The organism is Streptomyces sp. NPDC002306 (assembly GCF_053593435.1).
On the sequence record NZ_JBSFCK010000038.1, the window covers coordinates 22113 to 37259 of the forward strand.

The following is a 15147-nucleotide window of genomic DNA, read 5'->3' on the forward strand; positions in this document are numbered from 1 at the left end:
CCGTCACCCCTGACCGTCCGGATGGAAGTCACTATGGGCCGGGGGTGGACAAGCATTCCGAATCCCGTACCCAGGCGGGCGGCACTCGCGCCCACCTCGGCACGCGCCCATCCGGCCACGGGGAAGCCGAAGCAGGCTGTGCACCCCACCCCGCGCACCAGCACCGCGATGGTCATCACGTACACGCGGGTACAGAGCGGGGTCGTCGCGGCCTGCAGTATGCCCACGCCGTCAGGTCCGTCGCCGTGCGGGTCTGAAAGGCGCAGGTGATGTGCAGGGAGCGGGTGCCTCGCTCCGACCGACGTTTCTCTGCCCGACATGACCCTTCGTTGGGCACCGGCCGATGCACGATGACCGCACCAGGCGGCCAGGGGCGTTACTGATCGGGTCGGACCGCGAGGGGAGCCGCCCCGGCGGGGCGCGGGCGCGGGACGGTCCTCGCGGCCCACGTCCGACAGCGGCACTGTCGGTCCCAACCCACCCGGCGGCGGCGCGGGGATGAACGGCCGGGGCCGCCGGAGCGACCGCTTGGCGGCGTTGTCTCGTGGACGTCACGGTTGGGCAACCACCGGTCGGCGGGCCCGGAAGCAGGGTGGGCGGGGCCGCACCATGGGTGCCGGCGGGATTGATGAGAGAGCGGACGTGGCAATGGAATTCACGGTCGAGCGGACGCTGAGACGGCGTGGCCGACAGTTCTTCGTCGGGGGGACCATCGTGACGGCGGGTGCCCTGGTGTGGCTGGCCTACCTTGTGCCGAACGGCAGGGTGCCGTCCGTCAACGACACCGGGGACACGACGACCGCACTGTTCGTCCTCTTCCTGTCTGCGGTGGCGGCCCTCCGGGGGTGGCACGACCTGCGCAAGGCGAAACGGCCGTTCCGGCTGCGGATAGACGAGGCCGGTATCACGCTGGACGACGCCGAACTCGTTTGGGAGCAGATCGACGCCGTCTCCCTCTGGCACGACCCCGACACCAGCGCGCCCATTGATGAGCACATCGTCGCACCGCCCAAGCGGCGGCTGACCCTGTGGACTGCGCCGGGAGTGACACTCTTCCGCAAGGCGGATCGCACCTACGGCGACGGCCGGACCCGCTTCACTCTCGTGCACTGCCGGGACCTGGACCAGAGCGTCACCGAACTGGCCACCGCACTCTCCACGTACGCCGGCGCCCGTTTCGAGACGGCCCCGCGCTCTGTGCGCCCGCCTGTCCCGGCGACCGTGCCGGAGCCGAGGCCCGGACGGGAAATGCCGGGCGGCGAACAGGTCTTCGTCGACGAGCGTCGGGCCGGCACCTGGACTGTCGTCTGGGCCGGGGCGGCCGTCGTCCTCATGTACTCGTTCTGGGAGCTGATCCACAAACCCGGCACGGGCCTCGCAACCCTCATCGCGCTCTGTTCACTGGGTGGCGCCGTGGCCTGCTTGCCCCTCGCCGGCCGGTCCTTCTTCCGATGGCACCGGCCGCTGCGGCTGCGGATCGGCCACTCCGGGATCGGCATGCGCCAAGTCACCGAGGACGAGCAGTACTTCCACTGGGCACAGATCGCGGCCGTCACGGTCGGCCCCCGGCACACGGGCAGCAAGGACACGCGGCCTTGGATCGTGGTGTGGCCCGTGCCGGGCACCGCCACAGACCTTCCGTACAGCTACCTGATGGACGGCCATCAGGCTTACGCCCTGCGGCTGGACCGCCTGCCGGGAGGCCCGGAAGCTGTCGTCCCGGTCATCCGGGCGTACGCCGGAGAGCGCTACGCGGAAACGGCCTGAGGCCGTCGGTCTCCGAAAGCGGGCTCCGGCCGCAGTTGCGTGAACCATTGCGGGCCAGGACAGGTGGTGCGTTCCGGCGAGGGAACCGCGGTGGCCCGAGCTCGCGGTGTCACATGGGCTGGCGAAGCGACGCGACTCACAGGTCCAGTACGACTTCTCCGGTGGGTCTGGAGCAGCAGATCAGGATGTTGCCCTCGCCTGGGGGCTCGACCGGGTCGGGCGAGTATGCGACTGTGCCGGACATGAGGGCCAGTTCGCAGGTGTGGCAGACGCCGGTGCGACAGGACCACTGGACCGGTACGTCGCAGGCCTCGGCGAGTTCCAGCAACGATTCCTGGGCGTCGTTCCAGGGGACGTTGAGGCCGCTGCGTGCGAAGGACACCTGTGGGCCGGCGCCCGCGGGACCTGGGGGCTGGTGCGGCGCCGGTGCCGTTGCCGCTCCTTTGATACCGGGGGTGATGGCAGCGCCTGAGCCGAAGATCTCGGTGTGGACGTGGGAGGCGGAGAGGCCGTAGTCGACGAGTTCGGCGGCGACGGTGTCCATGAAGGTGGCCGGCCCGCACAGGTACGCGTCCGCGTCGGTCGGCAGGCCCAGCTCGCGGACGAGTTCGGCTGACAGGTGACCGGCTGCGGCGTAGTCGACGCCCAGCCGGTCGGCGCTGGCGGGTTTGCTGTAATAGACGGCCGACCGTGCGTCGGGCAGTGCCGCTATCAGGTCCCGAGTCTCCTGGGCGAAGGGGTGCTCGCTGCCGTTGCGGGCTCCGTGCAGCCACCACACCTGACGGGTGGAGCGGGCGCGGGCGAGGGTGTGCAGCATGGCCAGGACCGGGGTCGCGCCGACCCCGGCGGAGAGCAGCACGACCGGGTTGGCTCCCTCGGCCAGGCAGAAGGTGCCGCGGGGCGCTGCGGCCTCCAGACGGTCGCCGGCACGGATGTGGGCTCGCAGCTCGTTGCTGGCGGCGCCGTGGGGTTCGACCTTCACACTGATCCGGTACCTGCCGGTACCCGGCGCGCCGGACAGCGAGTAGCTGCGGATGAGGGGCGCAGCGTCTCCATCGGGCCGGACCTTGACAGTGATGAACTGGCCGGGGAGCGCGGACGGTAGCGCGGAGCCGTCGGCGGCGGCCAGAGACAGGGAGAAGACGCTGCGGCTCTCGGGCTGGATGTGGGTGACGGTCAGGGGGCGGAAGCCGGGCCAGGCGGGCGGTGGAGCGGTGGCTGCGGCGGTGAGCCCGGCGCTGCCGGAGGAACTCCCGGAGGTCCGGTTGTCGTCCTGTTCCAGGAGGGTCTTCATGGAACGCTGCCAGCCGGGGCTGAGTGCGGGGATGCGCAGGGCCCTCTCGACCTGTTCGCGGGTGTGGCCGGGCAGGTAGAGCACGCGGTCGAGTTCCTCGACGGTCATGGCCTCCGGGCCGGAGGACTCCTTGACGATGTCCTGGCCGGCCTCGACCTCGCCCTCCTCGATGACGCGCAGGTAGAAGCCGGGGCGGTGGTGGGCCACGAGCAGGGCCGCCATCCGGGGCTCGCCCATGCGCAGTCCCACGCGGTAGCAGGTGACCCGGGGTTGGGTGACCTCGAACAGGGCGGCGCCGATGCGGTAGCGGTCGCCGATGCAGACCTCGTCGTCGGGCAGGCCCTCAACGGTGAAGTTCTCTCCGAACTGGCCCGGCGTCAGGTCGTTGCGCCCCAGTTCCTTCTCCCAGTACCGATAGGAATCGAGCTGGTAGACCAGCACCGCGCGCTGCTCACCGCCGTGCCCGCCAAGATCTCCTTGGCCGTCTCCGTCGATGTTCAGCCGGCGCACCATCCGCGGCCCGGCCACTGTCTGCTTGTAGACGCCGGTGTACACGGTCTTGCCGTGCCAGGGCACGTCTTTCGGCATCCCGACGTTCACCGCTGTCAGTCTGGCCAACACGCCGCCTCCCTGGGATGCGCTTCCCGTGCCGCCGCATCGGGAAGCGCATGTGTTCAACTGGCGCGTCCTGTCACGAACTGCCGGTGCGGGCGGGTCGGGCCACCTCTCATGTGAGGACGCGTCCGAGGAATCCGTGGATGTATCCGCTGACAGCGTCCAGGTGCGTCTCGAGGGCGAAGTGGCCTGCGGGCAGCAGGTGGACTTCGGCCTCAGGCAGATCGCGCGAGAACGCTCGCGCCCCGTCCGGCCCGAAGATCTCGTCCCGCTCGCCCCAGACCGCGAGCAGAGGAACCTGGCTGGCGCGGAAGTACTCCTGCAGCTTCGGGTAGCCCTCGATGTTCGTGGGGTAGTCACGGAACAGGGCGAGCTGGACCTCGTCGTTGCCGGGCCGCTCCAGCAGGAGCTGGTCGAACATCCAGGTGTCAGGGCTGACGAGGCTGGTGTCGGACGCGCCGTTCTCGTACTGCCAACGCGTCGTGCTGGGACTGAACTTGGCCCGCGCACCCGGCTCTGTGTCTCGGCTGGGGTCGGTGGCGTACGCGAACAGATCGTCCCAGAAGGGCTTGGCGAAACCCTCCATGTACGCGTTCCCGCTCTGCGAGATGATTGCGCTGACGTCGAAGGCAGGGTCGAGCGCCAGGCGCCAGCCGATCGGCGCTCCGTAGTCGTGCACGTAGATGGCGAAGCGTTGAATGCCCAGATGATCCAGCAGCCCGGCGGTGACTGCTGCCAGGTTGTCGAAGGTGTAATCGAACTCGTCCACCTTGGGCATAGCCGAGTGGCCGTAGCCGATGTGGTCGGTGGCGATCACATGGTAGTCATCGGCCAGTGCGGGGACGAGATGGCGGAACATGTGTGAGCTGCTCGGGAATCCGTGGAGCAGCAGCACGACCGGCGCGTCGCTGGGGCCTGCTTCTCGGTAGAAGACTTTTTGCCCCTTGATGGTCGCTGACTTGTGTCGCGTGGGAAGCACATCAACCTCCTGCACCTTCCGGCGCTGAAATGCGTCAGATCCACCCACGTGGCAGCTCATCTGGTGCGTTCAGCCGAGGGTGACCGTCGCGGAGCCGCGGGTTACTTTCCCCAGCGTGGTGCCCTGGCCCCACGGCACATGACGTGTGATACCACCTACCACGCTAGTCCTGGCCAGCAAGAAGGACAACGCGAGTACATCGCCGTCGCCGGGATGGTGGGCACGATGTGCGAAGAGTCGACCGCCCGCATGTGCATGGAGCACGGCGTCCGCGTAACAGCGTGCATCTGTCGGCGTCGGGTGAATCGTGGTTCTGCCTGACTTTTGGTCTGGACTGACGGAGGGTCACTGTCGGTGTCGGTGGCGGTCCGAGGTCACGCGGTCAGGAGGACGCGCCTGCCCAGGAGGCCCAGACCCGCCCGGCCGACACCAACAGTGACCCTCCGCGGGCGAGGTGCGTCTTACGGATGAGTCACTCTGTCTGACCTTGGGCGGCGAGGGCTTGGAGGCGGGCCGAGGTGCCGTCGCGCTGTGCGCGCCACAGCCCGTACTTGGCCAGTAGCCCGTTGGAGACGGTCAGCAGTGTCCTGTACGGGGGCGCGGTCAGGCCCTTGGACGTGTGCGGTGCGTAGATGGCGTCCTTTTCGGTGACCGTGAGCCAGCCCGTGAGGGTCCGCATTCCCAGTCCGACGCACTGTGGTTGGAAGGCGTGGGCAAGGAGGCCGGCCCTGCGGCTCCCCGGTGCATGGAGTCCTGTGGGGAGGTCCAGGTGCAGCCCTGCATCGTCGTGGCCGATGACTTTCACGGGGACGATGACGGGCAGACCGTCCGCACCGCGGTAGGCCAGGAGCCGATGTGGCAACCGATGGATGTGGCGTGCGACCGCAGAAAGGTCGACGCGCGGGCCGGTGCCGTTCTTCGGTGCCTTTTGTTCCGCCGGATGCTGAGGCCAGGCAGCGCCCGTGACGGTACGTTGCCCTCGGGCTTCGAGGTTGTCCCACGCGGTGACGCGCTTGAGCGCGATGTCCACGAAGACGCGTTCCTGGTGGTATTCGCGCAGGAGCCAGTCCCATAACGGCCCGCGTCTGACTTCGCCGAGGAACGGCTCGGAGGCCCGCATCAGCTCTGCCAGACGTTCCGACGACGGACGCAAGTCCACGGACGCGACGCCTTGGGCAAGCACGTGGGAGTCGCTCGAAGCGAAGCCGTGGTCGCGCGTGTGATAGGCAATGGCCACGTTGGGGTCGCGCAGGATGCGTTCGAGTTTCTTCGGGAAGCCGAGTGAGGTGGTGAATCCGACCTGTCCGGTGTCCCGGTTTCCGAGTCCCAACGGTGAGACGCTGGTGACGACGGCGCCGCCGGCCGGTGTGACGTAGGCGACCGCCACGGTGAGGTCGCCTCTGATCACAGGGTCCGCGGAGTCAGGCCATCTGAGCGGCGCGGAGGTCATGCGCCGTTCCCGCGGAGGATGCCGAGGTCGGCCTCGGCCTGGAGACGCATCGCGGGGAGGAGCGGTCGTACCGGCTCCGGCAGGCCCGAAAGCACCAGCTCGACCTCCGCGGGCGTGCCCACCTCGTCCAGGAATCCGATCATGAGATGGCCGGCCACCGGAGGCGTGGTCGCGATCACGCGCTGCGCGAAGTCCTGCCACTCCGCAGGGCTGACGTGCTCGCGCAGTGCCGGGAAGAGGACGGGCTCTTCGTGGGCCAGATGAGCGTGGACGACGTCTCGCACGGTCACCGCGGCGTCGTACAACGCGACGCGAACCGTTGCCTCACCCGGGGCGGCTGGGCTGTCGCCGTCGTCGGGACCGGACGTCGCGAGCGCATCACCCCGGACGGCTTCGGCGGCGGGGACGGCGACGCCGGCGAGCCGGTCGAGCGCTGTATCGAGTTGGTCGTGCTCATCGGTGAGTGAGTCCAGATCCACTGTCGCGGCCGGTGCGTTCGCGGTGATCCGAGGCCACAGGTCCTCGTCTTCGGTCTGGTGGTGGTGGCGGAGGTTGGCGACGAGGAAGTCGCGCAGCTGCGCCGTCGCGTCGAGGGGGACCGAGGCGTTGCGGGCTGCTTCGGCCAACAGGGTGGTGGCCACTCGGTGGACCTCGTGGGCCAGCCGGGTCTCGATGACCGCGGTCACGTCCGTGGGGGGAGTCAGAGTCATGTAGTGGAACGTATTCATTATAAGTTGCTATTGTCAATATGGTCACCTATGGTGCACGCGGTACACTGTGTCCGTGACGACCCGGAAGTACACCTCGACTCGACGCGTCAACTCGGCGGCCGCCACTCGCGAGGCCATCCTGAGCGGTGCGCATGCGTTGTTCCTCGAGCGTGGGTATGCCGGGGTGACCGTCGCGGAGATCGCGGAGGCTGCAAAGGTCGCCGTCCCGACCGTGTACAGCAGCGTGGGCAACAAGCCCGGCATCCTGACCGCTCTCCTGGAGCCGGCCCTCACGGACCCGGCCATCGCCTCGACCCTCGCGGCAGTCGAGGCCGCTGATGATCCGCGCACCGTCATCGACCTGACGGCCGCAGGCACCCGGCGCACGCACGAGCGCCATTGGGACCTCGTGTACGAGCTCTTCTACCGGAATCCGCCGGGCGAGCCCGCCGTCAAGGCGGTTCTGGACAAGGGGGCGGATGACTACGTCCAAGCCCTGACACTGGTCGCTGACCGTCTCGTCGCCCTCGACGCACTCCGCGCCGAGGTGGACCGTGCGGATGCGATAGACCTCCTCTGGTTCCACCTGGGGCCGCACGCCTGGATCACGCTGGTGGGCGAACGCTCATGGCCGTTCGCGCGTGCGCAGGCCTGGATCTCCCGTGCGGCCTGCCACGCACTTCTTCGTCAACTTGACCCGACCCCAAAGTAAAGGACCGGGCTTGGAGGTAGTGCCCCAGTTGGCTACTGGGATGGACTCCTCCGTCCGGACACCCCTATGGGGTGGCAGGGACGCGTGACTCACGCCCCGCATTCCACATGCTCTCGCCGCGTAGACGATGAAGTCTTTGAGCTGGGTGAAGGACTGAGCCGCTACCAGGTCGTCCGCGAGCCGCAGACCCTCCTCGCCATCTGGACCCGCGCCTGCCCCGCCTGCCACCGCAACACACCCACAGCGATACGAACCTGACCGAGTCCTAACGGCGGCGCCGGCGGCTTTTTGGTCCGAGCTACCCCCACGGGCGCGAGGACGACTTGCGGTTGGGCGTACCGGCCGGCCTGCCGGGCGAGCCCCTCCGCATGCGCGGGGACGACTCGACTCCGGCGACCACCAGGTACACGTAGCCCGAGCTATCCCCGCCTACGCGGGGACGACCAGCACCGTCACCGCAGACAGCGAGCTACCCCTGCATGCGCGGGGACGACGCGAGAGGTCCTGGTAGAGAGGGACTCGTCTTCGAGGTTCTCTACTTTGACTTTTGCGATCATTGCTCGGATGTTGCTGCTCACGGAGATCTTCCTTGCTCAGCTGGCGGTGAAGGCGGGGTAGTCGGTGTAACCCTCGGCGTGACCGGCGTAGTAGGTGTCCCGGTCGGCGTCGGCCAGCGGGTGGCCCTGTGCGAAGCGTTCGACCAGGTCGGGGTTGGCGATGAAGGGCTCTGCGAAGGAGACCGCGTTGACGGTCCCGTGGTCGAGGATCTCGTTGCCGAGGGCCTGGGTGAAGCCGAGGTTGGCGACGATGTTGCCCTGGTAGTGGGTGCGGTAGCGGGAGAAGAGGGCGATGCGCTCCTCGATGGTGCCGGGGGTGCCCAGGAGCTGCAGGTAGGCCAGGTTGCTGTCGTTGAGCTTCTTGAGCAGCTGGTCGTAGTCGGCGAGTGTCTCCTCGTCCGCGGTGAACGCGGTTCCGTTGGCCCAGCCCGGGGACATCTTCACGCTGACGCGGTCGCTGCCCCACACATCACTGACGGCGTCGAGGATGTCGAGGAGGAACTGGGCCCGCTTCTCGCTGCTGCCTCCGTAGGCGTCGGTGCGCTGGTTGAGGCGTGGGTTGAGGAACTGCGGGATCAAGTGGGACTGCTGGGCGTGGATTTCCACGCCGTCGAAGCCGGCGCGGCGGGCGTTCTCGGCCGCATGGCGGTAGTCGGCGATGGTGGCGGCGATCTCGGCGGCGGTGTAGGCGCGTGGGGTGACGGTGTCCTTCGGGCCGGAGGGGGTGAAGGACTTCTCGCCGGGGTTGATGGCCGAGGGTCCGGCGGGCAGGCGGCCGCCGAGGTGGTCGGGGTGGGAGGCCGTGCCGAGGTGGCCGAGCTGGGAGACGATCCGGCCGCCGGCCTCGTGGACGGCTTCGGTGACCTTCGCCCAGCCGGCGGTCTGCGTGTCGGTGTAGATGCCGGGCGCGTGGATGAAGCCGATTGCGTCGGTGTTGACCCAGGTTCCCTCGGTGACGATCAGGCCGGCGCCGGCGCGCTGGGCGTAGTAGGTCGCGTGGAGGTCGGTGGGGGCCAGCTCGGCGTTCTGAGCGCGGGCGCGGGTCATGGGTGCCATGACGACGCTGTTGGGGAGGTTCAGCGCGCCGAGGCGGACGGGCTGCAGCAGGGGCTGGGGGGTGGTCATGAGCAACTTCCTTGTGCTGGGGGGTGGATGAGGAGGAGCGTGAGGAACGGGTGAGGGCCCGGCTCAGTCCTGTTTGAGGGCGTGGAGGCCGGAGAGTGGGCCGCCGAGCTGCATGAGGCGTCCGCCCTCGCGCAAGGAGCCGAGGTCGACGGGGGCGAAGCCGAAGGCGGCGGTGAGGTCCTTGACGGTGGTCTTGGCGTCGGCGTCGTCACCGGCGAGGAACAGCACCTGGCGTCCGGCCTGGTGGCGCGGGTCGGCGGCGATGTACTGGCCGTAGAGGGTGTTGAACGCCTTGACGACGCGGGCTCCGGGCAGCAGTGAGGCGACGTGTTCGCTGCCGGTCAGCTCGCCCAGGTCGGCGATCTTCGTGTGCGGGGGAGGGGAGGTGAACTGGTTGGTGGCGTCGATGACGATGCGCCCGTCGAAGGGCGGCAGGCCGGCTACCGCGTCCGGGATCTGGGGCCAGCCGACCGCGAGCACGACGAGTTCCGACGCGGCGGCTTCCTCCGGGGTGCCGGCGTGGGCGAACGGTCCGAGTTCGTCGGCGAGGCCGGCCAGGGAGGCGGGGCCGCGGCTGTTGCTCAGTACGACCTGGTGGCCGTGGGCCACGGCGTGGCCGGCGATGGCCTGGGCGACGGTTCCGGCGCCGAGGGTTCCGATCTTCATGGCGGTGCCCTTCGTGGGGTTCAGGGTGCGGGGCTGGTGAGCAGGACGGTTCCGCTCCTGCCGGGGCGGCGGACATGGTCGATGGCCTTCGCGAAGTCGGCGAGGTCGTAGCCGGCGGCGACCTCGAAGAGTTCCGGGGCGGTCGCGGCCAGACGGGCGGCGAAGGCGACGTCCTCGGCGCGTTCCTCGGGCGTGCGGGCGGTCATCCACTGGAAGACGGACGTGCCCCGCACGGTCAGGGCCCGCGGGGTCAGCGCGAGCGACTCCAGCGGTGTGCTGCCGGAACCGAGCTGTCCGTAGGTGATCAGCGTGCCGCCGTCGGCGAGCAGCCCGGCCAGCTCACCGGTCAGGGATCCGCCCACCGCGTCCAGTACGACCTGGGCACCCCGGCCGCCGGTCGCGTCCTGGACCTGAGTGCGCCAGTCCGCGTCGGCCGTCGAGATGGCCGGCAGTCCGGGGAAGCGCTGCCGCAAGGCCTGCGCCCCCGTGGCGCTGCGTACCAGGTTGACCAGTGAGATGCCGTGCTTGAGTGCTGCGGCGCTGACCAGCTTGCCCACCGACGAACCGGCGGCCGTCTGCACCACCGGACCGGCCTGGCCGTGCTGGGCGTCCTCGACCGCCCGCAGCAAGGAGAGCAGGGTCAGCGGGTTGACCAGCATCACAGCCGCAGTCTCGTCCTTGAGGTCCTCGGGCACCGGCACCACAAGATCGGCCGGTGCCGTGACGAGTTCGCTCCACGCGCCCGGCACCGGGAAGAACGCCACCCGCTGTCCGGGCCGCAGGTCCCGCACACCCGCGCCGACGGTCTCGATGACGCCCATTCCCTCCACGCCGGGAATCCGTGGCGTGGCGAATTGCTGCCGCGGCCCATCCGGAAGGCCCTCCACTCCCGCCAGGTCGCCGGGGTGGATCGGCCGGGTCAGCACCCGCACCTGCACCTGTCCGGCTGCGGGTGCAGCAGGGACCGGCTGCTCGCTCAGGCGTAGTACCTGCCCGGCTTCTCCGTGCCGGTCGTAGGTGATGGCGCGCATGGCGCTTCCCTTCCACGAACTATTGATGATGGTCATCATTGGAACTCCTGCTATGATGAGAGACGTCATTAAAAAAGTCAAACCGACAGCGACGCGAGAGGACGGCCATGCCGCGGATCACCAAAGAGGACAAAGCCCGCAACCGGCAGAACATCCTCGAAGCGGCGAGCCGCATGTTTCGCTCGCAGGGCATCGACGCGGTCGGTATCGCCGAGCTGATGAAGGAAGCCGGACTCACCCACGGCGGCTTCTACAACCACTTCGCCTCCAAGAACGACCTGGCCGTGGAGGTGTACAGCGACTCCTACGCCACCTCGCTCGGGGTCCTGGCCCGGATGATCGAGGACGGTCCGGGCCAGGCCGGCTCCCCGCTGGAGCAGCTCGTGGCCGGGTATCTGTCCACCGCGCACCGCGACGCCCCGGACGGCGGCTGCCCCTCCGCCTCCCTGGTCACCGACGCCGGACGGCACAGCGAAGCCGTGCAGAGCGCGTACGCCGAAGGCGTCGAGGGCTACCTCACCGGCTTCAGCGCCGAGTTCCTGCGCGAAGCTGAGGAGAAGGGCCAAGAGCTCAACCCGGCCGAGGCCCGCCACAGGGCCATCCGCCTGCTCAGCGAAATGGTCGGCGCGCTGATGCTCGCCCGCGCCGTACGCCACGTCGAGCCCGAGCTCTCCGACGAGATCCTGCAGACCGGCCGCAGTCACGCCCTCGCCTGAGGTGACCCAGGGCCGCTGCGGTCGACCGGACCGGGTGGTACGAGCCGGACGCCGAGACGTCGGACACTGTGGGTCGCGGACATCATCAGCCCGGCTGACCCGAGTGACGACTCAGCGCACTTGCGGATGGATGTAGGTGTTCCGTGTACGCAGCGCGCCGGTCGTTTACTGCACGGTGACCGGCGACGGAGGCTTGCTCCGTCGTCCGGGCCACCAGGCGTGTACTCGTGCGGGACGAGAGCCGGTGTGGCGGGCGAGGCGGTCGGCCAGGAACGCACCGCCGGGTGGGCTTGCCAGGACGGTGCCGGGGATGCCGTGGGGGCAAGGAACGCGGCGAGCTGGAGCAGGGGCCCAGCTGGCGCGGCGGGGCGCAGCATGTCAGCAGGGTCGATGGACAGGGCCCACGCGGCGGCGACGGTACGGGTCTGGCCGTCAGACAGAGCATCTTCTTCCGGTGCGGCATCGGCGAGCTTCATCGCGCGGTCGGCGAGCAACTGAAGGTAGGCCGCTGTGCTGCTGCAGGCGTCGATCCGGTAGGACCGCCTGGGACAGGGCCAGGAGCAGGTGCTCGAGGTCATCGGCGAGTGCCGCCAGTTCCTCATCGGGCTCGGTCTGGCCGTGGCGCAATCAACGACACGGGGGTCCCGTTCTTCATTGAGTTCCGATCAACCTGGCCGCTCGCAGGTCCAAGCGCGTCCGGCTGACGCCCGAGGGATGAGCAGTGACTCCGGAAGAGTGCGAACGGAACCACATCCGCGATTGCGCACGCTGCGGCCGTCGGGCCTCGAAGTCCGCCGAGTGGTCGGACGGCCCGATCTGCCGGACCTGCTACGAACGCGCGATGCGCGTCCGCGGCTGCTGTCCTAGCTGCCGAGCCGACCGGCTGTTGCCGGCTCGGGACGCCGTCGACGCGCCGGTCTGCCGTGACTGCGCGGGCATCACCCGCGACTTCTTCTGCGACTGCTGCGGCTTCGAGGGGTTGCTCCTCGGTGGGCGTCTCTGTGAACGCTGCCCGCGCGCCGACACCCTCGACCGACTCACCGACGACGGCACCGGCCGTGTCGCTCCTGCACTGCGGCCACTGGTTAGCCCTGCTGGAGATGGACCGACCCAAGAGCCGCCTGATCTGGCTCCGTAATCCCAACGTCGTCCGTCTCCTCCGGGGTCCGGCCAATGGCACCATCCCTCTCACTCACGACGGGCTGCACCAGGAAGCACCCTGGCGAACCGTCGCCCACCCGCGTGACCTGCTGGTGGACAGCGGCGCCCTGCCACGCGTCGAACGACAGCTGATGCTCTATCAGCGTTGGCCGACCGAACGGCCCGCCGTCATCAAGGACCCCGAACACCGCCGACATCTTCAGCACTTCGCCACCTGGCACCAGATGCGGCGCCTGCGGAGCAAGACGGAGAGGAGGCCGTTGGGACGCTCCCAGACCAAGCAGGCGAAACACGAGATCACCCAGGCCGACAGCTTCCTCACCTGGCTTGCCGACCGAGGCCGCACCATCGAATACCGTCGGCAGGCAGACCTCGACGCCTGGCACATCGAGAAGCTGAGCCCCCGGCGCCCGGCCCAGACGTTCCTGTGCTGGTGCATGAAGGCGAGCCGGATGCCCCGACTCACCCTGCCACCCCAGGTCATCAACCAGGGCCAAGCACCGCTGCACCAGCACCGCCGACTCGCCATTCTCCGGCGGACCTTCAACGACGACTCCCTGCCCCTGCGGGCCCGAGTCGCCGCCGCACTCGTCCTCCTCTACGCCCAACCCGTCACCTGCACCGTCCGCCTCACGGTCGGCGACATCCTCGACGACGAAGCCACCCCACCGTCGCCGTCCGGCTGGGAGATCCGCCGTCCCCGCTGCTGGATCCCGTCGCTGACCTCATGCGGGCCTACATCCAATGCCGCCAGCACCTGTCCTACGCCAGCAGCAGAAGCTCACAGTGGTTCTTCCCCGGCCGCCAGCCCGGACAGCCGATGAATCCGGTCAGCCTCCAAGTCCACCTGCGGGAGATTGGCGTCCCGCCGCAGCGCGGCAGGACCTCCGCGATCCGACAACTCGTCCTCCAGGCCCCGGCCCCCGTGATCGCGAAGGCACTCGGGTACCACGACAAGACGGATACCGGCCTGGTCACCGAGGCCGGAGAAACCTGGAGCCGATACGCCCCCGGCGACCACACACGGTGACACCAGAACCAACCTCAACGAGGAATACGCGACATCTTCAACACACGAGCCCACCAGTCCCGGGGCCGTAGTCACCGACTTCGGGACGGCGAGCGTGGCGGATTCGGGGGCGCGTCTCACCTCGGTCTGCGGCTGCCGCACCGCACCTGCAGTTCACGGTGATTGAATCCAGGGATGGACTTCGGTAACGATAGGGAGCTGCTGGGGCAGGTCAGTCTCAGCAAGGGCGGCCAGGCGAGGATATCCCTGGACAAGGAAGACCGTGGCGTGACCGTCACGGCATCGCTGCAATGGGATGGCGGCAGTGACGAGCGCCGCGCGAGAGGCGCGGATCTCGATCTCTACGCATTGTTCGTGCCGGCCAGCGTCGCAGTGCGCAGTGCCGACCACGAGCCCGGATATGTCTTCCCGCAGATCCGGCGCGGCCTGTTCCGCAACAAGAACAAAGATGAGGCCAGAGCTTTGCAGGCGGAAGTGGAGCACCGTACCGATGCGGGCTTGGCCATCTACTACAAGAATCTTGGTTCTCTGCACGAGTCGCCATACATGCTGTTGAGCGGTGATGCGAAGGAGCCGGGCGAGGAAACGATCCGCATCGTTCGGCCGGATCAGCAAGGGTACGCCCTGATTTGCGCCTACAGCGCGGTGAGTAACGGTGCGGGTAGCTTCCGCAGTTATGGTGCGCGGGTTGTGGTCACGGACGGGATTGGTTCGACGGTGACAGTGCCGCTCTACGACGACACCAACACGGCGTACTGGGTGGCTATCGCTTTTGTCGACTTCACGGACCCGCATGGGGTGTCGATCAGCCATGTCGAGCGCTACAGCAAACGGTTCACCGAGAAGCGACCGGTGCTGCACACCGACGGCACGGTGCTGATGGATGCAGGCCCGGCGGAATTCAAGCGCGGTTAATTATCCATGTTCCGAAGTCCTGTGACACGCGCTCAAATCGCCTTGTTCAAGGGCGGCTTGGAGGCCCGGCATCGACTCATCCTGCCTGGTGAGCGGCATGCAAGTGACACGATCTCAGTCCGCTGCTTTCACATGGTCGGAGGCGTGTTCTGACGTCGCCGCGCCTCCGCCCGATCCTCGCGCCAGGGCAGCCCGCGGACCCTCTCGTGCAGCGCGGGTGGTTCCCTTTCCAGGACCTCGGCGACCCCCGGATGGACGAGCCAGCGTGGCGGCCGCGGCTCGATGCCGCCGTACAGCCCTTCGGGGGCGCCAGACCCTCGGCCGCGCTGCCCGTACGGTCAGCGCGGACACGGCCCTGCAGCTCCTCAGGGAGGCGCACGGTGAGCTGGACGCCGGCCCCAGGCCGTTCGCGGCCTTCC

The 15147-nt window shown here is 68.6% G+C and carries 13 protein-coding genes; 6 read left to right on the plus strand and 7 right to left on the minus strand.

Annotated elements, in window-relative coordinates:
* The first annotated feature begins 648 nt into the window (after window positions 1–648).
* Window positions 649–1767 (plus strand): hypothetical protein, encoded by a 1119-nt coding sequence (locus ACWCQK_RS35635; protein WP_451162340.1) that lies wholly within the window; start codon window positions 649–651, stop codon window positions 1765–1767.
* Between the two features lie 136 nt (window positions 1768–1903).
* Here ACWCQK_RS35635 and ACWCQK_RS35640 read toward each other — a convergent pair whose 3' ends face one another.
* From ACWCQK_RS35640 to ACWCQK_RS35655, 4 genes are all read right to left on the minus strand, one after another.
* The gene (locus ACWCQK_RS35640; RefSeq protein ID WP_451162294.1) at window positions 1904–3679 is read right to left on the minus strand and encodes an MOSC domain-containing protein; all 1776 of its coding nucleotides are present in this window, start codon (window positions 3677–3679) and stop codon (window positions 1904–1906) included.
* Between the two features lie 109 nt (window positions 3680–3788).
* The gene (locus ACWCQK_RS35645) at window positions 3789–4655 is read right to left on the minus strand and encodes an alpha/beta fold hydrolase (RefSeq protein WP_451162342.1); all 867 of its coding nucleotides are present in this window, start codon (window positions 4653–4655) and stop codon (window positions 3789–3791) included.
* A 472-nt stretch (window positions 4656–5127) separates the two neighbouring features.
* A complete protein-coding gene (locus ACWCQK_RS35650; RefSeq protein ID WP_451162296.1) occupies window positions 5128–6042 on the minus strand; it encodes a hypothetical protein in 915 nt (304 codons plus the stop codon).
* A gap of 59 nt (window positions 6043–6101) precedes the next feature.
* Entirely contained in the window at window positions 6102–6815 is a 714-nt protein-coding gene (locus ACWCQK_RS35655) for a hemerythrin domain-containing protein (protein WP_451162298.1), read from the minus strand.
* Window positions 6816–6888: 73 nt separating this feature from the next.
* Here ACWCQK_RS35655 and ACWCQK_RS35660 point away from each other — a divergent pair, with 73 nt between their 5' ends.
* Window positions 6889–7527: a TetR/AcrR family transcriptional regulator gene (locus ACWCQK_RS35660; protein ID WP_451162300.1), complete on the plus strand. Its 639-nt coding sequence runs from the start codon at window positions 6889–6891 to the stop codon at window positions 7525–7527.
* Window positions 7528–8120: 593 nt separating this feature from the next.
* Here the strand turns inward: ACWCQK_RS35660 and ACWCQK_RS35665 are convergent.
* The 3 genes from ACWCQK_RS35665 to ACWCQK_RS35675 all read right to left on the minus strand — a co-directional run bounded on the left by ACWCQK_RS35665 (window position 8121) and on the right by ACWCQK_RS35675 (window position 10942).
* Window positions 8121–9209 (minus strand): alkene reductase, encoded by a 1089-nt coding sequence (locus ACWCQK_RS35665; RefSeq protein ID WP_451162302.1) that lies wholly within the window; start codon window positions 9207–9209, stop codon window positions 8121–8123.
* Between the two features lie 63 nt (window positions 9210–9272).
* Entirely contained in the window at window positions 9273–9875 is a 603-nt protein-coding gene (locus ACWCQK_RS35670) for an NADPH-dependent F420 reductase (RefSeq protein ID WP_451162304.1), read from the minus strand.
* A 20-nt stretch (window positions 9876–9895) separates the two neighbouring features.
* Window positions 9896–10942, minus strand: a complete 1047-nt coding sequence (locus ACWCQK_RS35675) for a zinc-binding dehydrogenase (RefSeq protein WP_451162306.1) — start codon at window positions 10940–10942, stop codon at window positions 9896–9898.
* A gap of 71 nt (window positions 10943–11013) precedes the next feature.
* Here ACWCQK_RS35675 and ACWCQK_RS35680 point away from each other — a divergent pair, with 71 nt between their 5' ends.
* The 4 genes from ACWCQK_RS35680 (at window position 11014) to ACWCQK_RS35695 (ending at window position 14728) form a co-directional block, all read left to right on the plus strand.
* Window positions 11014–11622 carry a TetR/AcrR family transcriptional regulator gene (locus tag ACWCQK_RS35680; protein ID WP_451162308.1) on the plus strand — a complete coding sequence of 203 codons (609 nt, stop codon included), beginning with the start codon at window positions 11014–11016 and terminating at the stop codon, window positions 11620–11622.
* A 1100-nt stretch (window positions 11623–12722) separates the two neighbouring features.
* Window positions 12723–13607, plus strand: a complete 885-nt coding sequence (locus tag ACWCQK_RS35685) for a hypothetical protein (protein WP_451162310.1) — start codon at window positions 12723–12725, stop codon at window positions 13605–13607.
* Window positions 13604–13813 (plus strand): hypothetical protein, encoded by a 210-nt coding sequence (locus ACWCQK_RS35690; RefSeq protein ID WP_451162312.1) that lies wholly within the window; start codon window positions 13604–13606, stop codon window positions 13811–13813. The genes ACWCQK_RS35685 and ACWCQK_RS35690 overlap by 4 nt, the downstream gene beginning before the upstream one ends.
* A 174-nt stretch (window positions 13814–13987) precedes the next feature.
* Entirely contained in the window at window positions 13988–14728 is a 741-nt protein-coding gene (locus tag ACWCQK_RS35695) for a hypothetical protein (RefSeq protein WP_451162314.1), read from the plus strand.
* Window positions 14729–15147 lie beyond the last annotated feature (419 nt).